The 18,142-nt window shown below is 58.9% G+C and carries 12 protein-coding genes; 2 read left to right on the top strand and 10 right to left on the bottom strand.

The features are described from left to right. Positions 1 to 7 precede the first annotated feature (7 nt). The 10 genes from ACYZTY_RS03455 to yaaA all read right to left on the bottom strand — a co-directional run bounded on the left by ACYZTY_RS03455 (position 8) and on the right by yaaA (position 14,842). Positions 8 to 1,573 carry an MBOAT family O-acyltransferase gene (locus ACYZTY_RS03455; RefSeq protein ID WP_461957313.1) on the bottom strand — a complete coding sequence of 522 codons (1,566 nt, stop codon included), beginning with the start codon at positions 1,571 to 1,573 and terminating at the stop codon, positions 8 to 10. Positions 1,574 to 1,786: 213 nt separating this feature from the next. Beyond that, on the bottom strand, positions 1,787 to 2,908 hold the full coding sequence (locus ACYZTY_RS03460; RefSeq protein WP_461957314.1) for a mannuronate-specific alginate lyase: 1,122 nt from the start codon (positions 2,906 to 2,908) through the stop codon (positions 1,787 to 1,789). Between the two features lie 7 nt (positions 2,909 to 2,915). Next, positions 2,916 to 4,364 (bottom strand): alginate O-acetyltransferase, encoded by a 1,449-nt coding sequence (locus ACYZTY_RS03465; RefSeq protein WP_461957315.1) that lies wholly within the window; start codon positions 4,362 to 4,364, stop codon positions 2,916 to 2,918. A gap of 10 nt (positions 4,365 to 4,374) precedes the next feature. Beyond that, positions 4,375 to 5,964: a mannuronan 5-epimerase AlgG gene (gene algG, locus ACYZTY_RS03470; RefSeq protein ID WP_461957316.1), complete on the bottom strand. Its 1,590-nt coding sequence runs from the start codon at positions 5,962 to 5,964 to the stop codon at positions 4,375 to 4,377. Positions 5,965 to 5,990: 26 nt separating this feature from the next. After that, on the bottom strand, positions 5,991 to 7,478 hold the full coding sequence (locus ACYZTY_RS03475) for an alginate export family protein (RefSeq protein ID WP_461957317.1): 1,488 nt from the start codon (positions 7,476 to 7,478) through the stop codon (positions 5,991 to 5,993). Continuing rightward, positions 7,475 to 8,983, bottom strand: a complete 1,509-nt coding sequence (algK, locus tag ACYZTY_RS03480) for an alginate biosynthesis TPR repeat lipoprotein AlgK (RefSeq protein WP_461957318.1) — start codon at positions 8,981 to 8,983, stop codon at positions 7,475 to 7,477. Before algK ends, ACYZTY_RS03475 begins: the two co-directional genes overlap by 4 nt. Positions 8,984 to 8,992: 9 nt before the next feature. Next, positions 8,993 to 10,162 (bottom strand): PilZ domain-containing protein, encoded by a 1,170-nt coding sequence (locus ACYZTY_RS03485; RefSeq protein ID WP_461957319.1) that lies wholly within the window; start codon positions 10,160 to 10,162, stop codon positions 8,993 to 8,995. A gap of 36 nt (positions 10,163 to 10,198) precedes the next feature. Next, positions 10,199 to 11,680 (bottom strand): mannuronan synthase, encoded by a 1,482-nt coding sequence (alg8, locus tag ACYZTY_RS03490; RefSeq protein WP_461957320.1) that lies wholly within the window; start codon positions 11,678 to 11,680, stop codon positions 10,199 to 10,201. A gap of 257 nt (positions 11,681 to 11,937) precedes the next feature. Continuing rightward, entirely contained in the window at positions 11,938 to 13,254 is a 1,317-nt protein-coding gene (locus ACYZTY_RS03495; RefSeq protein ID WP_461957321.1) for a nucleotide sugar dehydrogenase, read from the bottom strand. A gap of 808 nt (positions 13,255 to 14,062) precedes the next feature. Then, positions 14,063 to 14,842, bottom strand: coding sequence for a peroxide stress protein YaaA (gene yaaA, locus ACYZTY_RS03500; protein WP_461957322.1), 780 nt, complete (start codon positions 14,840 to 14,842; stop codon positions 14,063 to 14,065). Positions 14,843 to 15,107: 265 nt separating this feature from the next. On the opposite strand from yaaA, the gene ACYZTY_RS03505 reads away from it, so the two are divergent. Together ACYZTY_RS03505 and ACYZTY_RS03510 are read left to right on the top strand one after the other, a co-directional pair. Beyond that, complete coding sequence (locus ACYZTY_RS03505) at positions 15,108 to 16,232, top strand: polysaccharide deacetylase family protein (RefSeq protein WP_461957323.1); 1,125 nt, start codon at positions 15,108 to 15,110, stop codon at positions 16,230 to 16,232. A 346-nt stretch (positions 16,233 to 16,578) separates the two neighbouring features. Continuing rightward, positions 16,579 to 17,973, top strand: a complete 1,395-nt coding sequence (locus tag ACYZTY_RS03510) for a PhoH family protein (RefSeq protein WP_109628080.1) — start codon at positions 16,579 to 16,581, stop codon at positions 17,971 to 17,973. Positions 17,974 to 18,142: the final 169 nt, after the last annotated feature.

Below are 18,142 nucleotides of genomic sequence, written 5' to 3' on the forward strand. Positions count from 1 at the left end.
AGATCCCTCAGAACTGGAAGTAAAGGAACGGCGAGAAGCTTTGCGCCGAGAGTTTGAAAATCGAGGCGATGAACAGCACCAGTACCAGCGTGCGCATCACGTAGCGGGACCAGTCCGCGGTCCAGTAGGCCGGTTGCACGGTGGCTTCAACGCCGACGGTGTAGCCAGGCTCGTGGATGCTGGCCGGGTTGTCGCCCGGGACTGCTTTGATCATTCCAGGCTGAGCGGCGGCCGGGCCATCGGCCTCGACATTCACCACAGGTTTGGTCTTCTCAGGCGGCAGGTTGCTGTAGAAATCACGGATGCCGAAGAACGCCAGGGTCATGTAAGCCACCACCAGGGTTGCCACTTGCAGACCGGTGAGGCTGGCCGCGTTGAGTTCCGACAGCGACCATTCGCCGAAGCTGAACATCGCGCCGTACATGCGACCGGCGACGTGCAGGTTTTCCGAGCGGAAGATCACCCAGCCCATCACCACGAGCAGGAAGGTCAGTGCCCAGCGGATCGGGTTGATGCTGCGTGGCGACGTGTTCAGGCCCAGGGCCTTTTCGATCGCCAGCCACATCCCGTGCCACGCACCCCACACGATGTAGGTGATGTTCGCGCCGTGCCACAGACCACCGAGCAGCATGGTCAGGAACAGGTTGCGATAGGTCATCAGCGTGCCTTTGCGGTTACCGCCCAGCGTGATGTACAGGTAGTCACGCAGCCAGGTGGACAGGCTGATGTGCCAGCGACGCCAGAACTCGGTGATCGACTGGCTGATGTACGGCTGCTTGAAGTTTTCCATGAAACGGAAACCCATCATCAAGCCCAGGCCGATGGCCATGTCGCTGTAACCGGAGAAGTCGAAATACAACTGCGCGGTATACGCCAGCGCTCCGAGCCAGGCATCGCCCGTGGTCGGGTTCTGCAAGGCAAAGCAATGGTCGGCCACCACCGCGAGGGTGTCGGCGATGAACACCTTTTTGATGAAACCTTGCATGAACCGCGTGGCACCTTCGGAGAACTTGTCGAGGGTGTGGGTGCGGTTGTTGAACTGGTCGGCGAGGTCGCGAAAACGCAACACCGGGCCGGCGATCAGGTGCGGGAAGATCGCCACGAACGCGGCAAAGTCGATCAGGTTGCGGGTCGCCGGGGTATCACCCCGGTAGACGTCGATGATGTAGCTGATGGACTCGAAGATGTAGAACGAGATCCCGATCGGCAACAGCACGTGGGTCAGGATGAACGGCGACAGACCGACCGAGGTCATCATCGCGTTGATGCTGTCGACACCGAAGTTGGCGTACTTGAAGTAGCCGAGAATGCACAGGTCGACGCCCACGCCCAGGAGCAACCAGCGCTGTGCCGGTTTGGTCCGAACGCCTGCGGCACCGACTTTGAGGCCGATCCAGTAGTTCCACAACGTGACGGCTGCGAACAGCGCAAGGAAGTCCACACGCCACCAGGCATAGAACACGTAGCTGGCGAGCAGCAGCAGCAGGTTGCGATAGCGTATTCCGCTTAAGTAATACATGCCGAGAAAGATCGGCAAGAACAAAAACAGGAACACGTTGGATGAAAATACCATCCCGGTCTCTCCATGTTTAACCAACAGTCAAGGGCCAACGGCCCCCCCAAACCCCCCACCGAAAAACCTGGGGGATGTATTGCATTCAAATCACCGCGCGGTCCATGTAGGAGCGAGGCTTGCCCGCGAAGGCGGAGTGTCAGTCGACATCATTGGTGAATGTCAGACCGCATTCGCGGGCAAGCCTCGCTCCTACAGGATTTGCGTTTGGCTCTAAGAGCCTTTGCCTTTCTCGTTGGCCGGGTCGTAGACCTTGGTCAGGTCACCCCCGAGGCGGAAGGTCTTGAACGGCTGCATCTCGTGTTTTTTCTCGAGCACATCTGGCGAGCAGGTGTAGAGCGTGCAGAACGGTTCGAGCCAGGCGAATTTCGAGTCGACCTTGAGGTCGGTCATATCCTGTTCCTTACCGTTCTTCTTCTCGAATTCTTCCGGGTCTTCGACACCCGCGAGCACTCGATCACCCAAGCGTTTCAATGCGCCGTTGTTTTCCTGACGCAAGTCCACACCGTTGACCTGAGCGAAACTGGCGATCATCGCGAGCGGCGGCAGGGCGTAGTTGTGATAGGCGAGGGCGCGTTGCTGGCGCTTGAGTTCGTTAGGCAGGAAACCTTGGGCGTCGATTTGATTGACGCCGACTTTGTATTCCTTCACCGACCAGTCAAACAGGTCGCGACGGTTGGTGGCGATGGACGTTGCCATCACCGACCAGGCGGACCAGTACGAGTGATTGTTGGTTTTTTCCAGCGGCAGGTTGTCCCAATCGCTGACCACCTGATCCGCCAGCTTGCTGAACCAGGCTTCAATCAACTGCGACTCTTGCTGATGGTTGGCCAACGGGTGCGAGTCGGAGAACTTCAGGCGAATGTAGGACGACGCCATGCTGCCCAACGCCCATTTGCGCATGGACTTGCCGGTGTGGTTGAAGTCCTTGGACAGCAACGCATCGGCCTTGGCCCACGCGGTCAGCCAGTTCAGGGTGCATTCCAGCTGTTCCGGACGACCGTCACGCATGTACTGCATCACGCGCTTGCTGGTGCCGCGCTCAATCTTGGTGATGTCGGCGGTGGTGTCGCGGAAGGCTTTTTCCGAGGCTTCGTTCAAGGTCGAACGGGCCTTGTCGGAGCCTTCGTACTTGCTGCGGAATTGCAGCGAGCCGGTGTATGGCGTCGGTATGGCATCACAGCCTTCGCTCTTGTCGCCGGTTTTGACTTTTTCAATCGGCGCGAAGTAACCCTGTGGCGGGCGCAGTGGCGCGGCGGCCTGAGTCGCACCGGCAAACATGGCCAGGCTCAACAGGGACGGTGCGATCAATCTTTTCAAAGTTCGGGTTTGCATAATTGCCTCATTGCCCGGCCTGAGCGGTACGCTGCCCAGCGCCAGGGAATACGTTGCGTTTGCAGATTTTCGCTTCGACTTTCTGTGGCGTGGCACCCGCTTCAGGGCCCTGGATTTCGACGGCCAGCAGATTCTGCGAGGCCCAGTCTTCGTCCGTACGCAACTCAAAGGCAAAGCGCCCGTCGGTGTCGGAAGTTTCCGGTTTTTCGATTTTGATGTCCTCGTGGCGACCGTTCATGTACCAGAGGGTGGCTTGCAGGACTTTCACCGACGCATCGGCGAACTGGATGTCGACCTGGTGACTGCCGTTTTGCAGGTTCAGGTTGTTGCTGTTGACCATTAATTCGTTCTTGCCCGGTTTCAATGTTTTGCTGCCGGTCAACTGTGCATCCTTTCCTTCGCAACCGTTGTCCAGCAGCGCCATCATCTGGCGGTAGATGGTTTCCTGGTCGAGGCGATAGAGCGGCGAGAATTCCCAGATCAGAATCTTCGGCGGCTTGGTCTGAAACTCTTCGCTGCCCAGGTACTGCAGCATCGAACCTTCCAGGCCACCGCCGGGGAACGCTACGTTGAGGATGTCGGCGCCGATGGCCTCTTCGAGGAAACCGGCGAAGTTGTAGTTCTTGCCACTGTGGCTGGTGCCGACCAGGGTGACTTCCGGATTGCCGGAATCACTGAACAGATCGCCATCAGCTGCTTCGCCTTTCGGCTCGGTGATGAACTGATCCATGTACTGGATCGCGTAACTGGTGCCACAGAGTTGACCGGCCATATTGTGTAACGTTCCGGTCTTGCCCATGCGACCCGACTTATGGCTCTCGAATTCGCGCTTTGGCACGTCGGCAAAGGCCGGCATTTTCTTGATTTGCTCACCGACGATTTTCGCCGTGCGCTGGGCGCCATACGGCGTCCAGTGTTGGTCGCCGCGGAAGTAGAAGTCGTGGGCCGGCAGGGTGTCAGGCAACGACTCGTTGGTCAGCGGCGACAGGTCCGGCACGGTGTAGCCCATGGCGGCGAAACGCCCGAGCATGGTCTTGTAGTTTCTCAGGGCCTTGTCGAAATCGAACTTGGCTTTGTCTTCCGGATTGAGCTTGTTGCGGTTCACCAGGCCACGGGTTGGCTGGTAAACGACGACCAACTCCACGCCTTTGCTCTTGAACGCATCGTGCAGTTCTTTCATGCGTTTGTAGCCGGCGGGGGTGGTGTCGAATTCGGTGCGCAAGTCTTCTTGCGTACGGAACAGCCAGTCGCCCTGAGCCTGCACCAGCGTGGTGAAGTTCTGCTGATAGCGCGTGGTGTAATTCTTCGCGTCGTGGGCTTCGGGGCACAGGTTGCAGCACGGTTCGGCGCTGAAGCTGGGCGCCTTGACTTCGTCGGCACGGACGCCGGCGCTGGCCGCGAGAATGCCAGCGGTCAGGGCCGACAGGCTGAGTAATTTGATCAAGTGTGAGTGCATAAAATTATCCTCAGTCCTGCATTTCGGTCTGGCGTTCGACAGGGTCGATCAGCACGGCTTTCTGCTGGCGCACCAGCAGGTCGAGAATTTCATCCTGACGCTCGCCAAGAATCCCGTTGAAGCTGATGCCGCTGGATTTGGTCGGGGCGAGCATGGACACGCGATACAACTCAACGCTCAGCGGCGAGTCGATGGACAGCGGTCCGCTGCCGTTACCGGCCAGTTCGCCACCGACGATGATCAGCGACACTTCGGCGTCGAACGGGTCGAGCTTGATGTCCCGGTCGGTGTCGGTCAGGTCCTTGATGTGGCCGTAGACACCGGTCAGGCCGTTGGCCATGGCGAGGTTTTCGTAGAGGCGGATGTTCACGCTGTTACGAATACGGATGCCGTGGCGACGGTTGCTGATCACCTTGTTGGCCCACAGCAGGTTGTCGCCACTCTCGTAGAGGGTGATGCCGTCCGTGTGGTTCTTGTAGATCTCGTTGTAGGCAATCACGTTGTTGACGCTGTTACGGTCGATCACCAGGCCCGACAACTTGTTGTCGTAGCTGCGGTTGTTGAAGATGAAGCTGTCGTTGACCTCACGGGAAATGATGATCCCGTGCTTCTTCCTGGTCCCGAAAACGGTGTTGTCGGCGATGATCAGACCGTGGGAACGGTCATGCGGGTCAATGCCGTAGACGATGTTGTCTTTGTAGGTGTTGCCCTTGACCACGAAGTCGCGGGTCTCGTAGCAGTAGAAGCCGTACCACATGTCCGAGAACTCGGAGCCGATGATCCAGCCCGTCGGTTCAGGGCGCTTGAGGACCTTGGCCATGTTCGGCGTGTACTGGGAAATACTCACGCCGTACGACTTACTGTTGGCGTAGCCGAAACTGGCCATCTTGCTGTTGGCGATGTAAGTCTGGGTGCCGCCCCAGGCCAGCAGGAACGGACGGAATTCCTTCGGTGACTTGAACGTCGCCGGGCCGTTGTCCTTCTCGCGCCAGCCGGTGATCTTGGTATCGCGCACAAACAACTGGCCGTCGTTGACCAGGAACGAACCGGCCTCTTGGGACAGGCGCAATTCCTGGGTCTGCTTGTCGATTTCCAGAATGCCGTTCTTGCCGACCACGATCGGCAACTTCGCCAGGAACACGCCCGGCGAGGTTTCACTGAAGTACTGCTTGGGTACTTTCTTGGCCAGGTCCTTGAGGTTCATGTAGCCGTCGTCGACGAAGATCGCCTGCGGGATACCGTGCTGACGCACCACCCACTCGGCCATCTTGTTGTCGCCGCCGATGAAGTCCTTCAAGGCGTCTTCCTGCATCATCCGGCGCACGCTGATTTTGCCGGCCTTGGTGCGCACGATTTTCGCGGCGATGGCTTCGGCGGTGTAGCCGGAAGTGTCCGGCAGTTTCGGCGCAGCCAGTTCCAGCGGCTCGGTCGGCGCGCTGCTGACGGTGTAGGTCTTGGCCTGTTGCAGACCTTTGGCAATGGTCGCCGGTTGCCCTTTTTGAACGGGCGCGGCCGGCTCCACGCTGGCGAAGGCCGCCGAGCTTGCCAGCAGCATCGCGCCGGCCAGCAAGGTCAACGAGCCTCTCTTCGGACTGTTCATGTCAGGAACTCCCTTCGCGCTTCGCATCAGAAGCGCCAGATCACGTCGATAAACGCGCGGTGCATGTACGAGTCGACGCCTTTGCCATACGCATCGCCCGGCTTGAACACACCGCCACGCAAACGCACGAGGGCCGAAGGCTCATCGATCGACTGACTCAGGGAGGCCGGCAGCAGGCCTTGCTTGAAGTACTTGGTGACGACCACGTCCATTTCCTGGCCGAGGTCTTTGTTGCCATCTTCCAGCGGCAGGGACGTGCTGGAGAGCACGGCGCCGGTCACGTCGTCGGTGTCGTTCTGCACGGCGTTGATGCCGTTGCTGCCGACTGGCTTGTTGCCGTCGACGCGCCAGAATTTGTGGTAGATCACGCTGGCGTCGTATTCGTCGTTGAGCATCCACGAACCGAACAACGTGGCGGTCTGCATGTTGTTCATTTCGCCGCGGAAGGCTTCGCCGAAACGATGAACACGCGAGCGAGTACCGGTGTAATTAGAGCGGTTGCTTTCCAGGCCGTTCTGTTCGTAATCGGCGCTGGCGCGGGCATAGGCTGCACCGACTTGCCATTGCGGATCGAGGCGCAGACGCACGCCCAGGTCAGTGGCCCAGCCATCCACGTTGCCGCTGGTTTTGGCTTGTTCCGGCGGAGTGCCATCGGCGTTCAGCGGGTTGACGGTGTCGCGGTCGCCGCTCATGCCGGTGACGCTGCCCCAGTAATTGACGGTGTTGGTGTTGCGCCAGTTGTAGGCGTCGCTGTCGGCGGTCAGGCCGATCCAGCTGATGTCGCCATTCTCTTTCTTGTCCAGAGAATCGGCGGGAACACCGGGCTCCGGATAGTCGAGCTTGCCGTCATCGTGGGTGTGATGACCGCGAATGCCGACCCAATTGCCCGGCGTCCACTGATACGCCGCATCGGCGTAGGCGTGCAGGCGATCCTTGTCTTTCGGCGCCAGCTCGGTGAGGTCGGTGCGGTATTCGCTGAAGCGTTCGGCGACACCGGCGTTGGCACGCAACAGGGTGGTGTCGAAGGTCCAGTTCAGGGCTTCGATGTTGGTGTCGCGCCATTGGCCGTCGTCGTTGCGCAGGCGTTGACGACCGAGCTTGAGGATCTCGCCAGGGTACGGCGTCAGGCCGCTGTAGCCGACCCAGAATTCGCGCATCGCCAGGTAGTTTTTCTTGCTCTTGCGATCACCGTTGTCGGTGGCCTGGGTGCCGTCGCTGTCGGACTGCTGCAGGGTGTCGGTCTCGATGATGTCGGTGGACGTCACGGCCTGACCCATGGCGTAGCCGCTCCACGCGCCGCTCTCGCCGTAGATCCATGGACGCAGGTCGAGGCCGACGCCGTTGACGTCGCCGCCGCTCGCCGTACCGAGGTCAGTGTCGTCTTCGGACTGAGCGGTGACTTTCACGTCAAGGCCGTAGTTCTTGCTTTCAGTCAGGGCCGCCAGGGTCGGGCACGACCACAAGAGGGCGAATGACAGGCCGATACCGGCCTTCACGAATGGATTCAACTTCATAGGGATTCCTCGCCGTCTTCTTCTTCCAGGGCATGCAGTTCCAGCGTGTTCTGACTCAAGGCACCACGAACGGCCTGTTCTTGTTTCAACAGGCGTTGGGCCTCAGCGAGCTGGGCAGGCGGCAGTTGCGCTTCGAGTGTTTGTGCAAGCTCGGTGGCTTGCGGGGTGTTCTGGGCCTTGGCCAATTGGCTGAAGACGTAAGCGTTAAGCGGGTCGGGCCGTGTGCCCTTGCCTTGGGAGAACAGTTGGGCAATGGCGAAGTCGGCGCTGTTCTGGCCGTTGCGCGCAGCCTTGAGCAGGTGGTCCAGCGCTTTCTGCGAATAGACCTTGCCCAGGTAACCGCGACGGTAGATCTGGCCGAGGTAGTAATCGGCGGCCACTTCTCTGTCGACGGCTTTCTTGAAGTGTTCTTCGGCGGCCTTCGCGTCGGCCGGCACCATTTTGCCTTCGTAGTAGAGCTTGCCCAGCAACAGCTCGGCACGCGGCTGGTCAGCGGCGCGGCCGTTGTCCAGGTACTTCATCATCGTGTCGACGTCGCCCAGTTCCGGGAAGTCGTAGAGCAATTGTGCAAGGCTGACCCAGGAAGCGGGGTAGCCCGGAGCGATGCCTTCGAGCAGCGACTGCGCGGTTTTCTCGTCGGTCGTGCCCAGGGATGCATCGCCCAGTACGCGAGCCACGCTGTCCACCCGCTGGGCGGAAACCACGCCGCGAGCCTGAGCGGCTTGCATCTGCTTGATCAGCTCGGCCTGTTGCTCAGGCTTGGCCTGTTTCTGATAGACCGTGGCCAGCTCGACGTAGCAGATGTCGGTGGTGTTCAACGCGGCTTTGCAGATGGTTTCCACTTCGTCCAAATGCTGGTCGTACGTGCCTTGGGTGCGATAGAGCAGCACTTGGGCCAGGCCCGCTTCCGGTTTGCCTTCGGCGCGCCATTGGCTGATCTGCTGCTGGGCATTCACATTCGGGAAACTGTGCGGGTATTGCAGGTACAGCATCGCCAGCGGGATCAGGGTGTTGCCTTCGCCAGCGGCCGAGGCTTTTTTCAACAGGCCTTCGGCTTCGTGCTGTTCGGCTTCGGTGGAACCCGGCTTGGCCACTAGAAGGCGACCCAGGCGAGCCTGGGCACGCGGCGAGACGCTGGCCGCGGCGCGGTAAGTCGCCTCGGCCTGTTTGATTTGTGCCGGGTCATGGCTGTCGACCTGGATATCGGCCAGGCCAACCTGTGCTTCGCTGTAACCCAGGTCTGCCAGTTGCTGGTAATTCTGCGCCGCCAGCGCGGTGTCGCCGCGCTTGAGGGCTTCGTTGGCCAGACGCTGGTCGGGCAGGCCGGCACAACCGGCCAGACTGACTGCCAATGCCAAGGCACACACTGTTCCAATGTGGGAGCCAGCCTGCTGGCGATTCAGGCAGCGCGGTGCATCAGTTGAACCGCGTTGATCCCATCGCGAGCAAGCTCGCTCCCACAGGGTATGCGGTGTGCTGAGGATATTTGGAGTCGTCACGGGCATGTCCTCTGTTTAAAGACCGGAAGCCATGGCTTTGTCGATCAGCCAGTTCAGGTTCGGACCACGGGTGCTGTTCACTTCAACCGGGCGACCGGCGAACTTGCTGTCCAGCGGCTCGTCGGGCTGGATAAGCACGCGGATGTCGGAGGAAAGGTCGGCGCTTTTCAGGCTGGTGCTGCTGACGATCTTGCCGGTGCGGGTGGTGTCTTCGCCGGCGATCTGGAAGCTGACCGTGTTGCCTGGACGCACATCGGCGAACTGGCGATAGGAGAAGCGCGCTTCAACGTTGGCTTCGCTGTTACGCGGCACCAATTGGAAGATCACGTCGCCTTTGCTCGCGTACTGACCGTCGGCGACCATTTGCTGAGCCACGGTGCAATCGCACGGCGAGGTCAGGGTGCCGGTCATTTGCTTGCCGAACAGTTCTTCAACCTTGGCCGGTTGCAGTTGATTGTCGTCAAGATGGCCCTTGAGCACATCAAGCATGCTGGTGCTGAACGTCGCGAGCGGAGCGCCTTTGGCGGCAACGCCGTCGGCTTTGATCAGGCTTTGCACAGTGCCGTCGCGCGGCATGGTGATGTTCATGCCCTGCACGCTGACCAGACCGGCCTGGGCGTGGCTGACGAAATACATGCCGTACACCGACTTGAAGATGAAACCGAACGCTGCGAGGCCGACGATGAAAATCGCCAGGCTGAACGTCACGGCGCGCAGGCGACCGAACGCGGTCATGCCGTGGCCGCCGTCCTTCATCTTGCGCGCCTTGGTGAAGTTGTCGCGCTGCAGGGTTGCCAGCATTTCACCCATGCTGACGATGTCGCCGGCCAGGTGCGAGGTGATCAAGTGGCGCAGGGTCGAGATGTCTTGTGGTTCCAGGTTCTGGAACTGGCAACCGGCACGACCGGTCTGGCGGTCGAAGGAGCGCACTTGCAACTCCACGTCCATGGCCAGGCCGAGGTTATCGATGACGAACTGCAGCCGAGCCTTGTACACGTCGCCGATTTTCAGTGGCAACTGACCGGCGTTGAAGGCCAGACCGCCAGCGGAGAGGTCGATCACTCGAGCTTCCATCGGGGTCCGGTCGGGACCGAAGAAACGCAGCTTGGCCGGGATTTTCACTCGGGCGTGTTGGCGCTGGGCTTCTGACTCATGCACTACGTTGGCGTTGACGGCGGTATTCATAGGGGCGTTTTCCTGGTTAATTCAATAAGGGGGCGGTCAGACCATCATCAGCAGCACGGCAACAAAGATGCTGCCGGCGGAGAAGGTCATGGTCCGAGACGACCAGGTGTTGAACCAACGTTGAAAGCTGGCGAGATCACGGGTCAGGGAAGTGGGCTGGCGAGTCCAGGACTGTTGGTCGAGGCGGAAGAACACGTAGATCTTCACCAGCGCGCCAACGATCTGGTTGTAATAGAGAATCGCCGGGTAGGCCGGGCCGATCCGGTGACCGGACAAGGACAGCAGCACGGTCAGGATCAGGCGGGTAATACCGATCCACAGCAGGTACACCAGGATGAACGCGGTGCCGTACTTGAAGCTGGCGATCAGCGCGACGGTCAGGCCCAGCAGCGAGGTCCACATCGACACGCGCTGATCGAACAGCACCACCGAGGTGAACAGGCCGAGGCGTTTAACCCCCAGGCCCAGGGCGCGAGCGTTCTGGCGCAGGTTGTTGCCGTACCAGCGGAACATCAGTTTGCGACTGGCCTTGATGAAGCTTTTTTCCGGCGGGTGTTCCACGGTGTGAATCGCGGCGTCCGGCACGTAGAACGTGTCGTAGCCCAGACGCATCAGGCTGAACCAGCTCGACTTGTCGTCACCGGTCAGGAACTTGAAGCGGCCCAGGCGCCAGTGTTGCAGCGAGTCGCTTTCCACGTCGGCGATGAAGTCCGGGTTGGTGACCACTGTCGCGCGAAACACCGACATCCGGCCGGTCATGGTCAGTACGCGCTTGGACAAAGCCATCGAGCACATGTTGATGTGGCGCTGGGCGAATCGCAGTTTGTGCCATTCGCTCATGATATAGCCGCCGCGCACTTCGCAGAATTCGTTGGTAGTCAGGCCGCCGACATTGCCGAACAGCTGGAACCACGGCACGGTCTTGAGCACGGTGCCCTCGGCGAGCACGGTGTCGCCATCGATCACTGCAACGACTGCGCGGTCGTCCGGCAGGTGGCGGGAGATGGCGCGAAAACCGTAGGCCAGGCCATCACGCTTGCCAGTGCCGGGAATGCGCACGAAGTCGAGCTTGACCCGGTCCGGCGGATTCATCCGGGACCAAAGGCTTTTCACCAGCTTCTCATCGGACATTTCCACGATGGAGCAGACCATGGTGGTCGGCAGGCCGCAGTCGATCGCTTCGCGAATCACCGAGGCGTAGACCTGAGCGGTGGTCAGCGCGTCGATACGGAAACTGGTGACCATCAGAAACACATGGGAGGGGTTTGCCGCGTCACCCAGCTTGCGCACTTTGCGCCGCAGGTGCGGGTAGACCACGTACAGAAACAGCATGCCGCGCACAAAGTGCGTGGCGCCCATCGAGTAGCGCCAGATGCCGATGAAACCGATGAGGAAGATAAAGTCCTTCGAATCGGAATCGAATGTGGACGCAGGCAACGCCATGGCGATGCCCATCAATAAACTTAGGTAAAACAGCCAACCGGCGGCCTGAAGTAGGCCGTGCTTTAGCCTGTGCATAATCTGCATCCGTCTCTATCTCGGGCGAGCCTGTGGGGTGGCCCGATGGGGTTAAGGCAGGCATAAAAACCTGTAGGAGCGAGCGATGCGGCGACCCGACTTGCCCGCGAAGGCGGCGTGCCTGACACACCGCGTTGCTTGGTTCGCCGGCAAGCCTGGCTCCTACAGGAGCAAAGGCTGCGTACCTGACACATCACGTCGTCCGGTTCGCCGGCAAGTCGGATCGCCGCCCGCTGGCTCCTACAGGGAGCAGCTTGTTACCAGCAGATGCCTTCGGTGCGGCCGCTGACGCTGGTGGCTTTGGACATGAAGCCAACCAGGTCGACGACTTGCTTGCCGTGTGGAGCGTTCTGCGCCAGGACGCGGAATTTCTCGTCACGGTTGCCGAGGATGATCACGTCGGAGTTGGCGATCACGTCGTCGAAGTCAGCGTTGAGCAAGGACGAGACGTGAGGGATCTTCGACTCGATGTAATCCTTGTTCGCGCCGTGGACACGGGCGTATTCGACGTTGCTGTCGTAGATGCTCAGGTCGTAACCCTTGCCGATCAGCATTTCCGCCAGATCAACCAGCGGGCTCTCGCGCAGGTCATCGGTGCCAGCCTTGAAGCTCAGGCCCAGCAGGGCGACTTTGCGTTTGTCGTGGCTGGAAACGATGTCGAAGGCGTTCTGCACCTGGGACTCGTTACTGCGCATCAGCGAGTTCAGCAAAGGCGATTCCACGTCCAGGGCACCGGCGCGGTAGGTCAGGGCGCGCACGTCTTTTGGCAGGCAAGAACCGCCGAACGCGAAGCCTGGGCGCATGTAGTACTGGGACAGGTTGAGGGTCTTGTCCTGGCAGACCACTTCCATCACTTCACGACCGTCGACGCCGCACGCCTTGGCAATGTTGCCGATCTCGTTGGCGAAGGTCACTTTGGTGGCGTGCCACACGTTGCAGGTGTACTTGATCATCTCGGCGACAGCGATGTCCTTGCGGATGATCGGTGCGTCGAGCTCTTCGTACAGCGATTGCAGAACGTCACCCGAGGCCTTGTCGAACTCGCCGATGACGGTCATTGGCGGCAGGTCGTAGTCGGCGATCGCGGTGCTTTCACGCAGGAACTCAGGGTTCACTGCAACGCCGAAATCAACGCCGGCTTTCTTGCCGGAGCAGTCTTCGAGGATCGGGATGACAACGTTTGCGACCGTGCCCGGCAAAACGGTGCTACGAACCACGATGGTGTGGCGAGTGGTCTTGTCACGCAGGACAAAACCGATTTCGCGGCACACGGCTTCGATGTAGTTCAGTTCCAGGTCGCCGTTCTTCTTGCTCGGCGTACCGACGCAGATCATCGACAGATCGGTGTCGCGAATCGCCTCGGCGAAGTTGGTCGTGCCGCGCAATTTGCCCGTCTCGATGCCCTTCTTCAGAAGTTCGCCCAGACCCGGTTCAACGATCGGCGATTTACCGGCGTTGATCATATCGATTTTGTCTTTGGCAACATCGACGCCAACGACGTCATGGCCCCGTGCAGACAGGCAACCGGCACATACTGCGCCGACGTAACCCAAACCAAATATGCTGATGCGCATCGCAATTACCTCTGTGTTTTATCAAGCCATTACATGGCCGGAGTTAATGGTGTTCAGCGGTATAGTGCACTCGAAAGTGCGGCTTACAGGCGCCACAGTGCCGCGTGCAGGCATACAAAGTTCCGAGTGTCTAAATAAGTGCACTCAAAATGTGCGCAACTAGGCCTTATTATTCTGATATGCCCTGTTATGCAGCCAATCTTCTAATCAGAAGACATTCGTGCAATGGTCTTGCGCGCTCAATGCCGGGCGCAAGCCCGTAAATCAAGCGTTTGGGTGCTCAGCTGAGCACGTTTATAGGGGCGCTGCCTTGGCCTTGAAGGGGATATTGATAAGCGTATCTCCTGTCCTTTATGTGTTGCCCAAATCAGAGGTCCAGTGTGCAGAAGTTAATGTGACAACTTCGCTAGGTGAATCTCTTCTCTGCGTAAGTTATCTCGCACAAACGCTGGGAGAATCGTTACCGATGGTATGAGCTACGCATTTGGACATAGTTCCGGTCCGCCCATCGCGAATTCTGAAATTTCTTGAAATATTGAGAAAGATGGCACTGCTTTCATATTGATAGCACTTGCCGTTTGGGCCTTTATATATAGGCCGATTATCGGGATAGATACTTTTGTGCCACTACCGCTAAAAATTTTCAGTGCCACTACTGAAAAAAATCATCAAAGTCGAGTGAAACTAAAGTTAGAAAATCGAGCGATGGGTTATTGGCGCCAATAAGTCGGCGAATGAGGCGGGAAATTGTTGGACGATCAGACGGCAGCGCACGACGGTTTTTTGCTGTCGTGCACCGACCGGGTGCTTACTCTGGCGCGTGATCGCGCAGAAATACCAAATGGTCCGGTTTAGACTGCTCGACGCTGTAGCGATAGCCTTGAACGTCAAATTTTTTGAGGTCTGCCGGGTCGTTGACGCGCTCTTCAATGACAAAACGACTCATCATTCCGCGCGCTTTTTTGGCATAGAAACTGATGATCTTGTATTGGCCGTTTTTCAAGTCCTTGAAGTCGATGTTAATGATGCGCGCATTCAGGGCACTGCGTTTGACCGCCGAGAAGTACTCGTTGGAGGCCAGGTTCAGCAGTACGTCGTCGCCCTGGTCGGCCAGGGCTTCGTTCAGCCATTCGCTGATGCGCGTACCCCAGAACGCATACAGATCCTTGCCGCGGGCATTCGCCAGTTTGGTGCCCATTTCCAGTCGATACGGCTGCATCAGGTCCAGAGGTCGCAGCAAGCCGTACAGGCCTGAGAGCATGCGCAAGTGCTGTTGGGCGTAATCGAAATCGGCTTCGCTGAAGGTTTGTGCGTTGAGGCCGGTGTATACGTCGCCCTTGAACGCGAGCAACGCCTGCTTGGCGTTTTCCGGTGTGAACGCGGGCGTCCAGCTGCCGAAACGCGCGGCATTGAGGCCGCCGATCTTGTCGGAGACGTGCATCAACTCACTGATCTGCGCTGGCGTCAGGTCGCGCAGTTGCATGATCAGCTCCTGGGAATGGTCGAGGTATTGCGGCTGGGTGAAGCGCTGGGTCGCCGGCGGTGTTTCGTAGTCGAGGGTCTTGGCGGGGGAAATCACCATCAGCATGAAGTCGTCTCCTTTAATCGTGGGGGCGATTCTAGGGGGTTGGGCCGGTTGACTCCAGCTATCAAGTCCATAGGTGATCGGTGGTTTTGCACAAACCCTGTAGGAGCGAGGCTTGCCCGCGAAAGCGGTGTGTCAGTTACCGTTGATGCCATCTGACATACCGCCTTCGCGGGCAAGCCTCGCTCCTACAGGGTTCAGTGTTGCTGCGGGAATGTGGGCTGGATCAGCTATAGTGCCGCGCGGGTTTTGTTATGGAGACATCCCATTGCGTATCGTTTTTCTATTATCGGCCTGGCTCTTGAGCTTCGGTGCCATGGCGGCACCGGGCGATGTGGCGACGCTTGATCGCAGCACCTGGCCGGAACAGCTCAGCAGCCCGACGCTGTTCGACGTCGCATCACGTGCCGAAATCCTCATGTTCGGGCGCGTGCTGCTGGCCAGCGAGTCGCTGGATGAAGCGAGCCTGGCGCAACGCCTGGGCCTGCGAACCATCAATCTGGAGGCCGTCAACAGCCTGCGCCAGCGCATGTGGCAGCGTCTGCTCGCCAACTACAACTTCGCCCAGCAGAGCTGTGATCAGGATGCGTCCTTCTGTTTCCTCGTCGAGGACCTGGGCACCCTGCGCCAGCAAGCGGCCAAGTTTCAGGTCAGCGACGACAGCTACTACATAAAGTGGTCGGAGCCGAGCCGGTTGTTCCACGCCCAGTATCTCGACGAGCAACTGCGCAAGGCGGCACTGTTTCCGCAGACCAGCAGCGAAGTCGATCGTTTTGGCGACTATGAACGCAACGGCGACGAGATGCATGACCGGCTGTTTTTGCTGACCTTCGACAGCGCCGCCAATGTCACGCCGGACAACACAGGGTGGGTGACGGAGTACCTGCGCAAGTCGAGCATGAGCGGCACGTTCTTCGTGCTTGGCAAAGACATCCAGGCGCGTCTGGCCGAGCGATCGGTGGCCAGTCTGCAAGCGACCTATTCAGCGCAGTGCATCGGCGTGCAAGGTTGGGAGTTTCGTTCTCACAGCCACTGGCAGGACTGGCAGGATTCGGTGCGACGTAGCGTCGAGCTGGTGAAAAGCAAGCTGCCGGAGAATTACGTGCCGCTGTTCCGTCCGCCCGATGGCCAGCGTCGCTCGGATGCCGAAGGCTTCTTCAAGGCTCAAGGTTTGCAGGTGGCGTTGTGGGACATCGATGCCCAGGACGGCGCCGGCAAACTCAAGGGCAACCCGAGCGCGCAACGCGTGTTGACGCTGATGCTTCTATGGCGACACGGGGTGATTAACTTCAATGTGAAGCAGGATGCAGTGAAAACGGCGATGCCTTGGCTCATTACGCAAACGGCGCAAAGCGGGATCGGTTGGGAGGACTGTCAGGACGCGTTTCGCTGAAACCGTAAAAAGCCCGGAATCATTGGGGAGGAGGGCGCGGCGGGGTGAATTTCGCGAAGATTTCGATGCAGGCGGACTTCCGACTTTAACGGGGTGATGGCCATCCGCCTAGTGCTATTGGTCACTCTGAAAAATAAACTTCAAAAAAACGTCAAAGTACTTTTTTCTGTCATGGGTTTTGGAGTATTACGAAGACAGACCGCCGAAACCTGCAGACAGGTGGCGTCTCCCAAGACCCATTTTGTGAGCAGTTCACTTGAATCATCACAGGTGAATTCGGTAGTCACTTCGAGGCGCAGCACCGCCAAGGTATTGCGTCGAATGGCTCCCACAAAGGTGACCGAGTATGGATGATCACGGACGTAGTTCTTCCTCCAACCAGCCAATCCTTTATGTACTCGATACCAACGTATTGATTCACGATCCAAACGCCCTGCTTAACTTCGAAGAACACCACGTTGCCATCCCGATGACCGTGCTTGAGGAGCTGGACAAGCTCAAGAGCGGGCATCACAGCGTGGCTGCGGAATGCCGTCAGGCGATTCGCCTGATCGACAAGACGCTGGGCGATGCCAGCCCCGAAGACGTCGAGCTTGGTGTGCCGATCCAGCGTGGCAAAAGTGGGCCCAAGGGTTTGCTGTCAATTCTGATGAGCAAACGTGCTGAACCGAACATCATTCTTCCCGAACACCTGAACGACAACATCATCATCAACCAGTTGATCGACTTGCACGCGCGCGAACCAAAGCTGCCCGTCGTGCTGGTCACCAAAGACATCAACATGCGCCTCAAGGCCCGGGCGTGCGGGATTGCGGCCGAGGACTACAGCACCGACCAATTGGTCGATGACGTATCGCTGCTGCCCAACGGTTATCACAACATGGACGGCTCCTTCTGGGATCGCGTGAAGAATGTCGAAACCCGTCAGGACCACGGTCGCACCTGGCACCAGGTGCAGTTGATCGACAACCTGCCGGCCGTGCATATCAACGAGTTCATCATCGACGAACAGGGCTTTGTCGGCTGGATCAAGGAGATTGAAGAAGACCGTTTGCTGATACTCGACCTGCACCAGGAGCCGCTGCTGCACCAGGAAGCCTGGGGTCTGAAACCGCGTGACATCTATCAGAGCCTGGCGCTGTACGCGTTGCTTGACCCGGATATCCACCTGGTCAACCTGACGGGTGCTGCCGGCTCCGGCAAAACCATCCTGGCCCTGGCAGCGGCGATCGAGCAGACCATGGTCAGCAAGCGCTACCGCAGGATCATCGCGACGCGCAGCGTGCAGGGCCTGGACCAGGAAATCGGCTTCCTGCCCGGCACCGAAGCGGAAAAAATGGAGCCCTGGCTGGGCGCTATCACCGACAACCTCGAAGCCTTGCACATGGATGACGAAAACACCCATGGCAGCGTCGATTACATCCTCAGCAAAGTGCCGTTGCAGTTCAAATCCCTCAATTACATTCGAGGACGCAGCTTCCAGCAGAGTCTGATTTTGATCGATGAATGCCAGAACCTGACTCCGCACCAGATGAAAACCATCATCACCCGTGCCGGCGCCGGTTCCAAAGTGGTGTGCCTGGGTAACCTGGCGCAGATCGACACCCCTTACCTGTCCGCGACCAGCTCCGGACTGACGTACCTGACCGAACGCTTCAAAGACTTCCCGAACGGTGTACACATCACCCTGCAAGGGGTGCCACGTTCGATTCTGGCCGAATACGCCGAATCGCATTTGTAACCACGTCACCAGAACCGGGCGGCCCCAAAAGCCGCCCGGTTTTTTTGTGCCCAACACAAAACCCTTGTGGGAGCGAGGCTTGCCCGCGAAGACGGCAGCACAGCCAACATCAACATGCCTGACACACCGCCTTCGCGGGCAAGCCTCGCTCCTACAAGGACATTGCAAT

This window comes from Pseudomonas sp. LB1P83 (assembly GCF_054897885.1).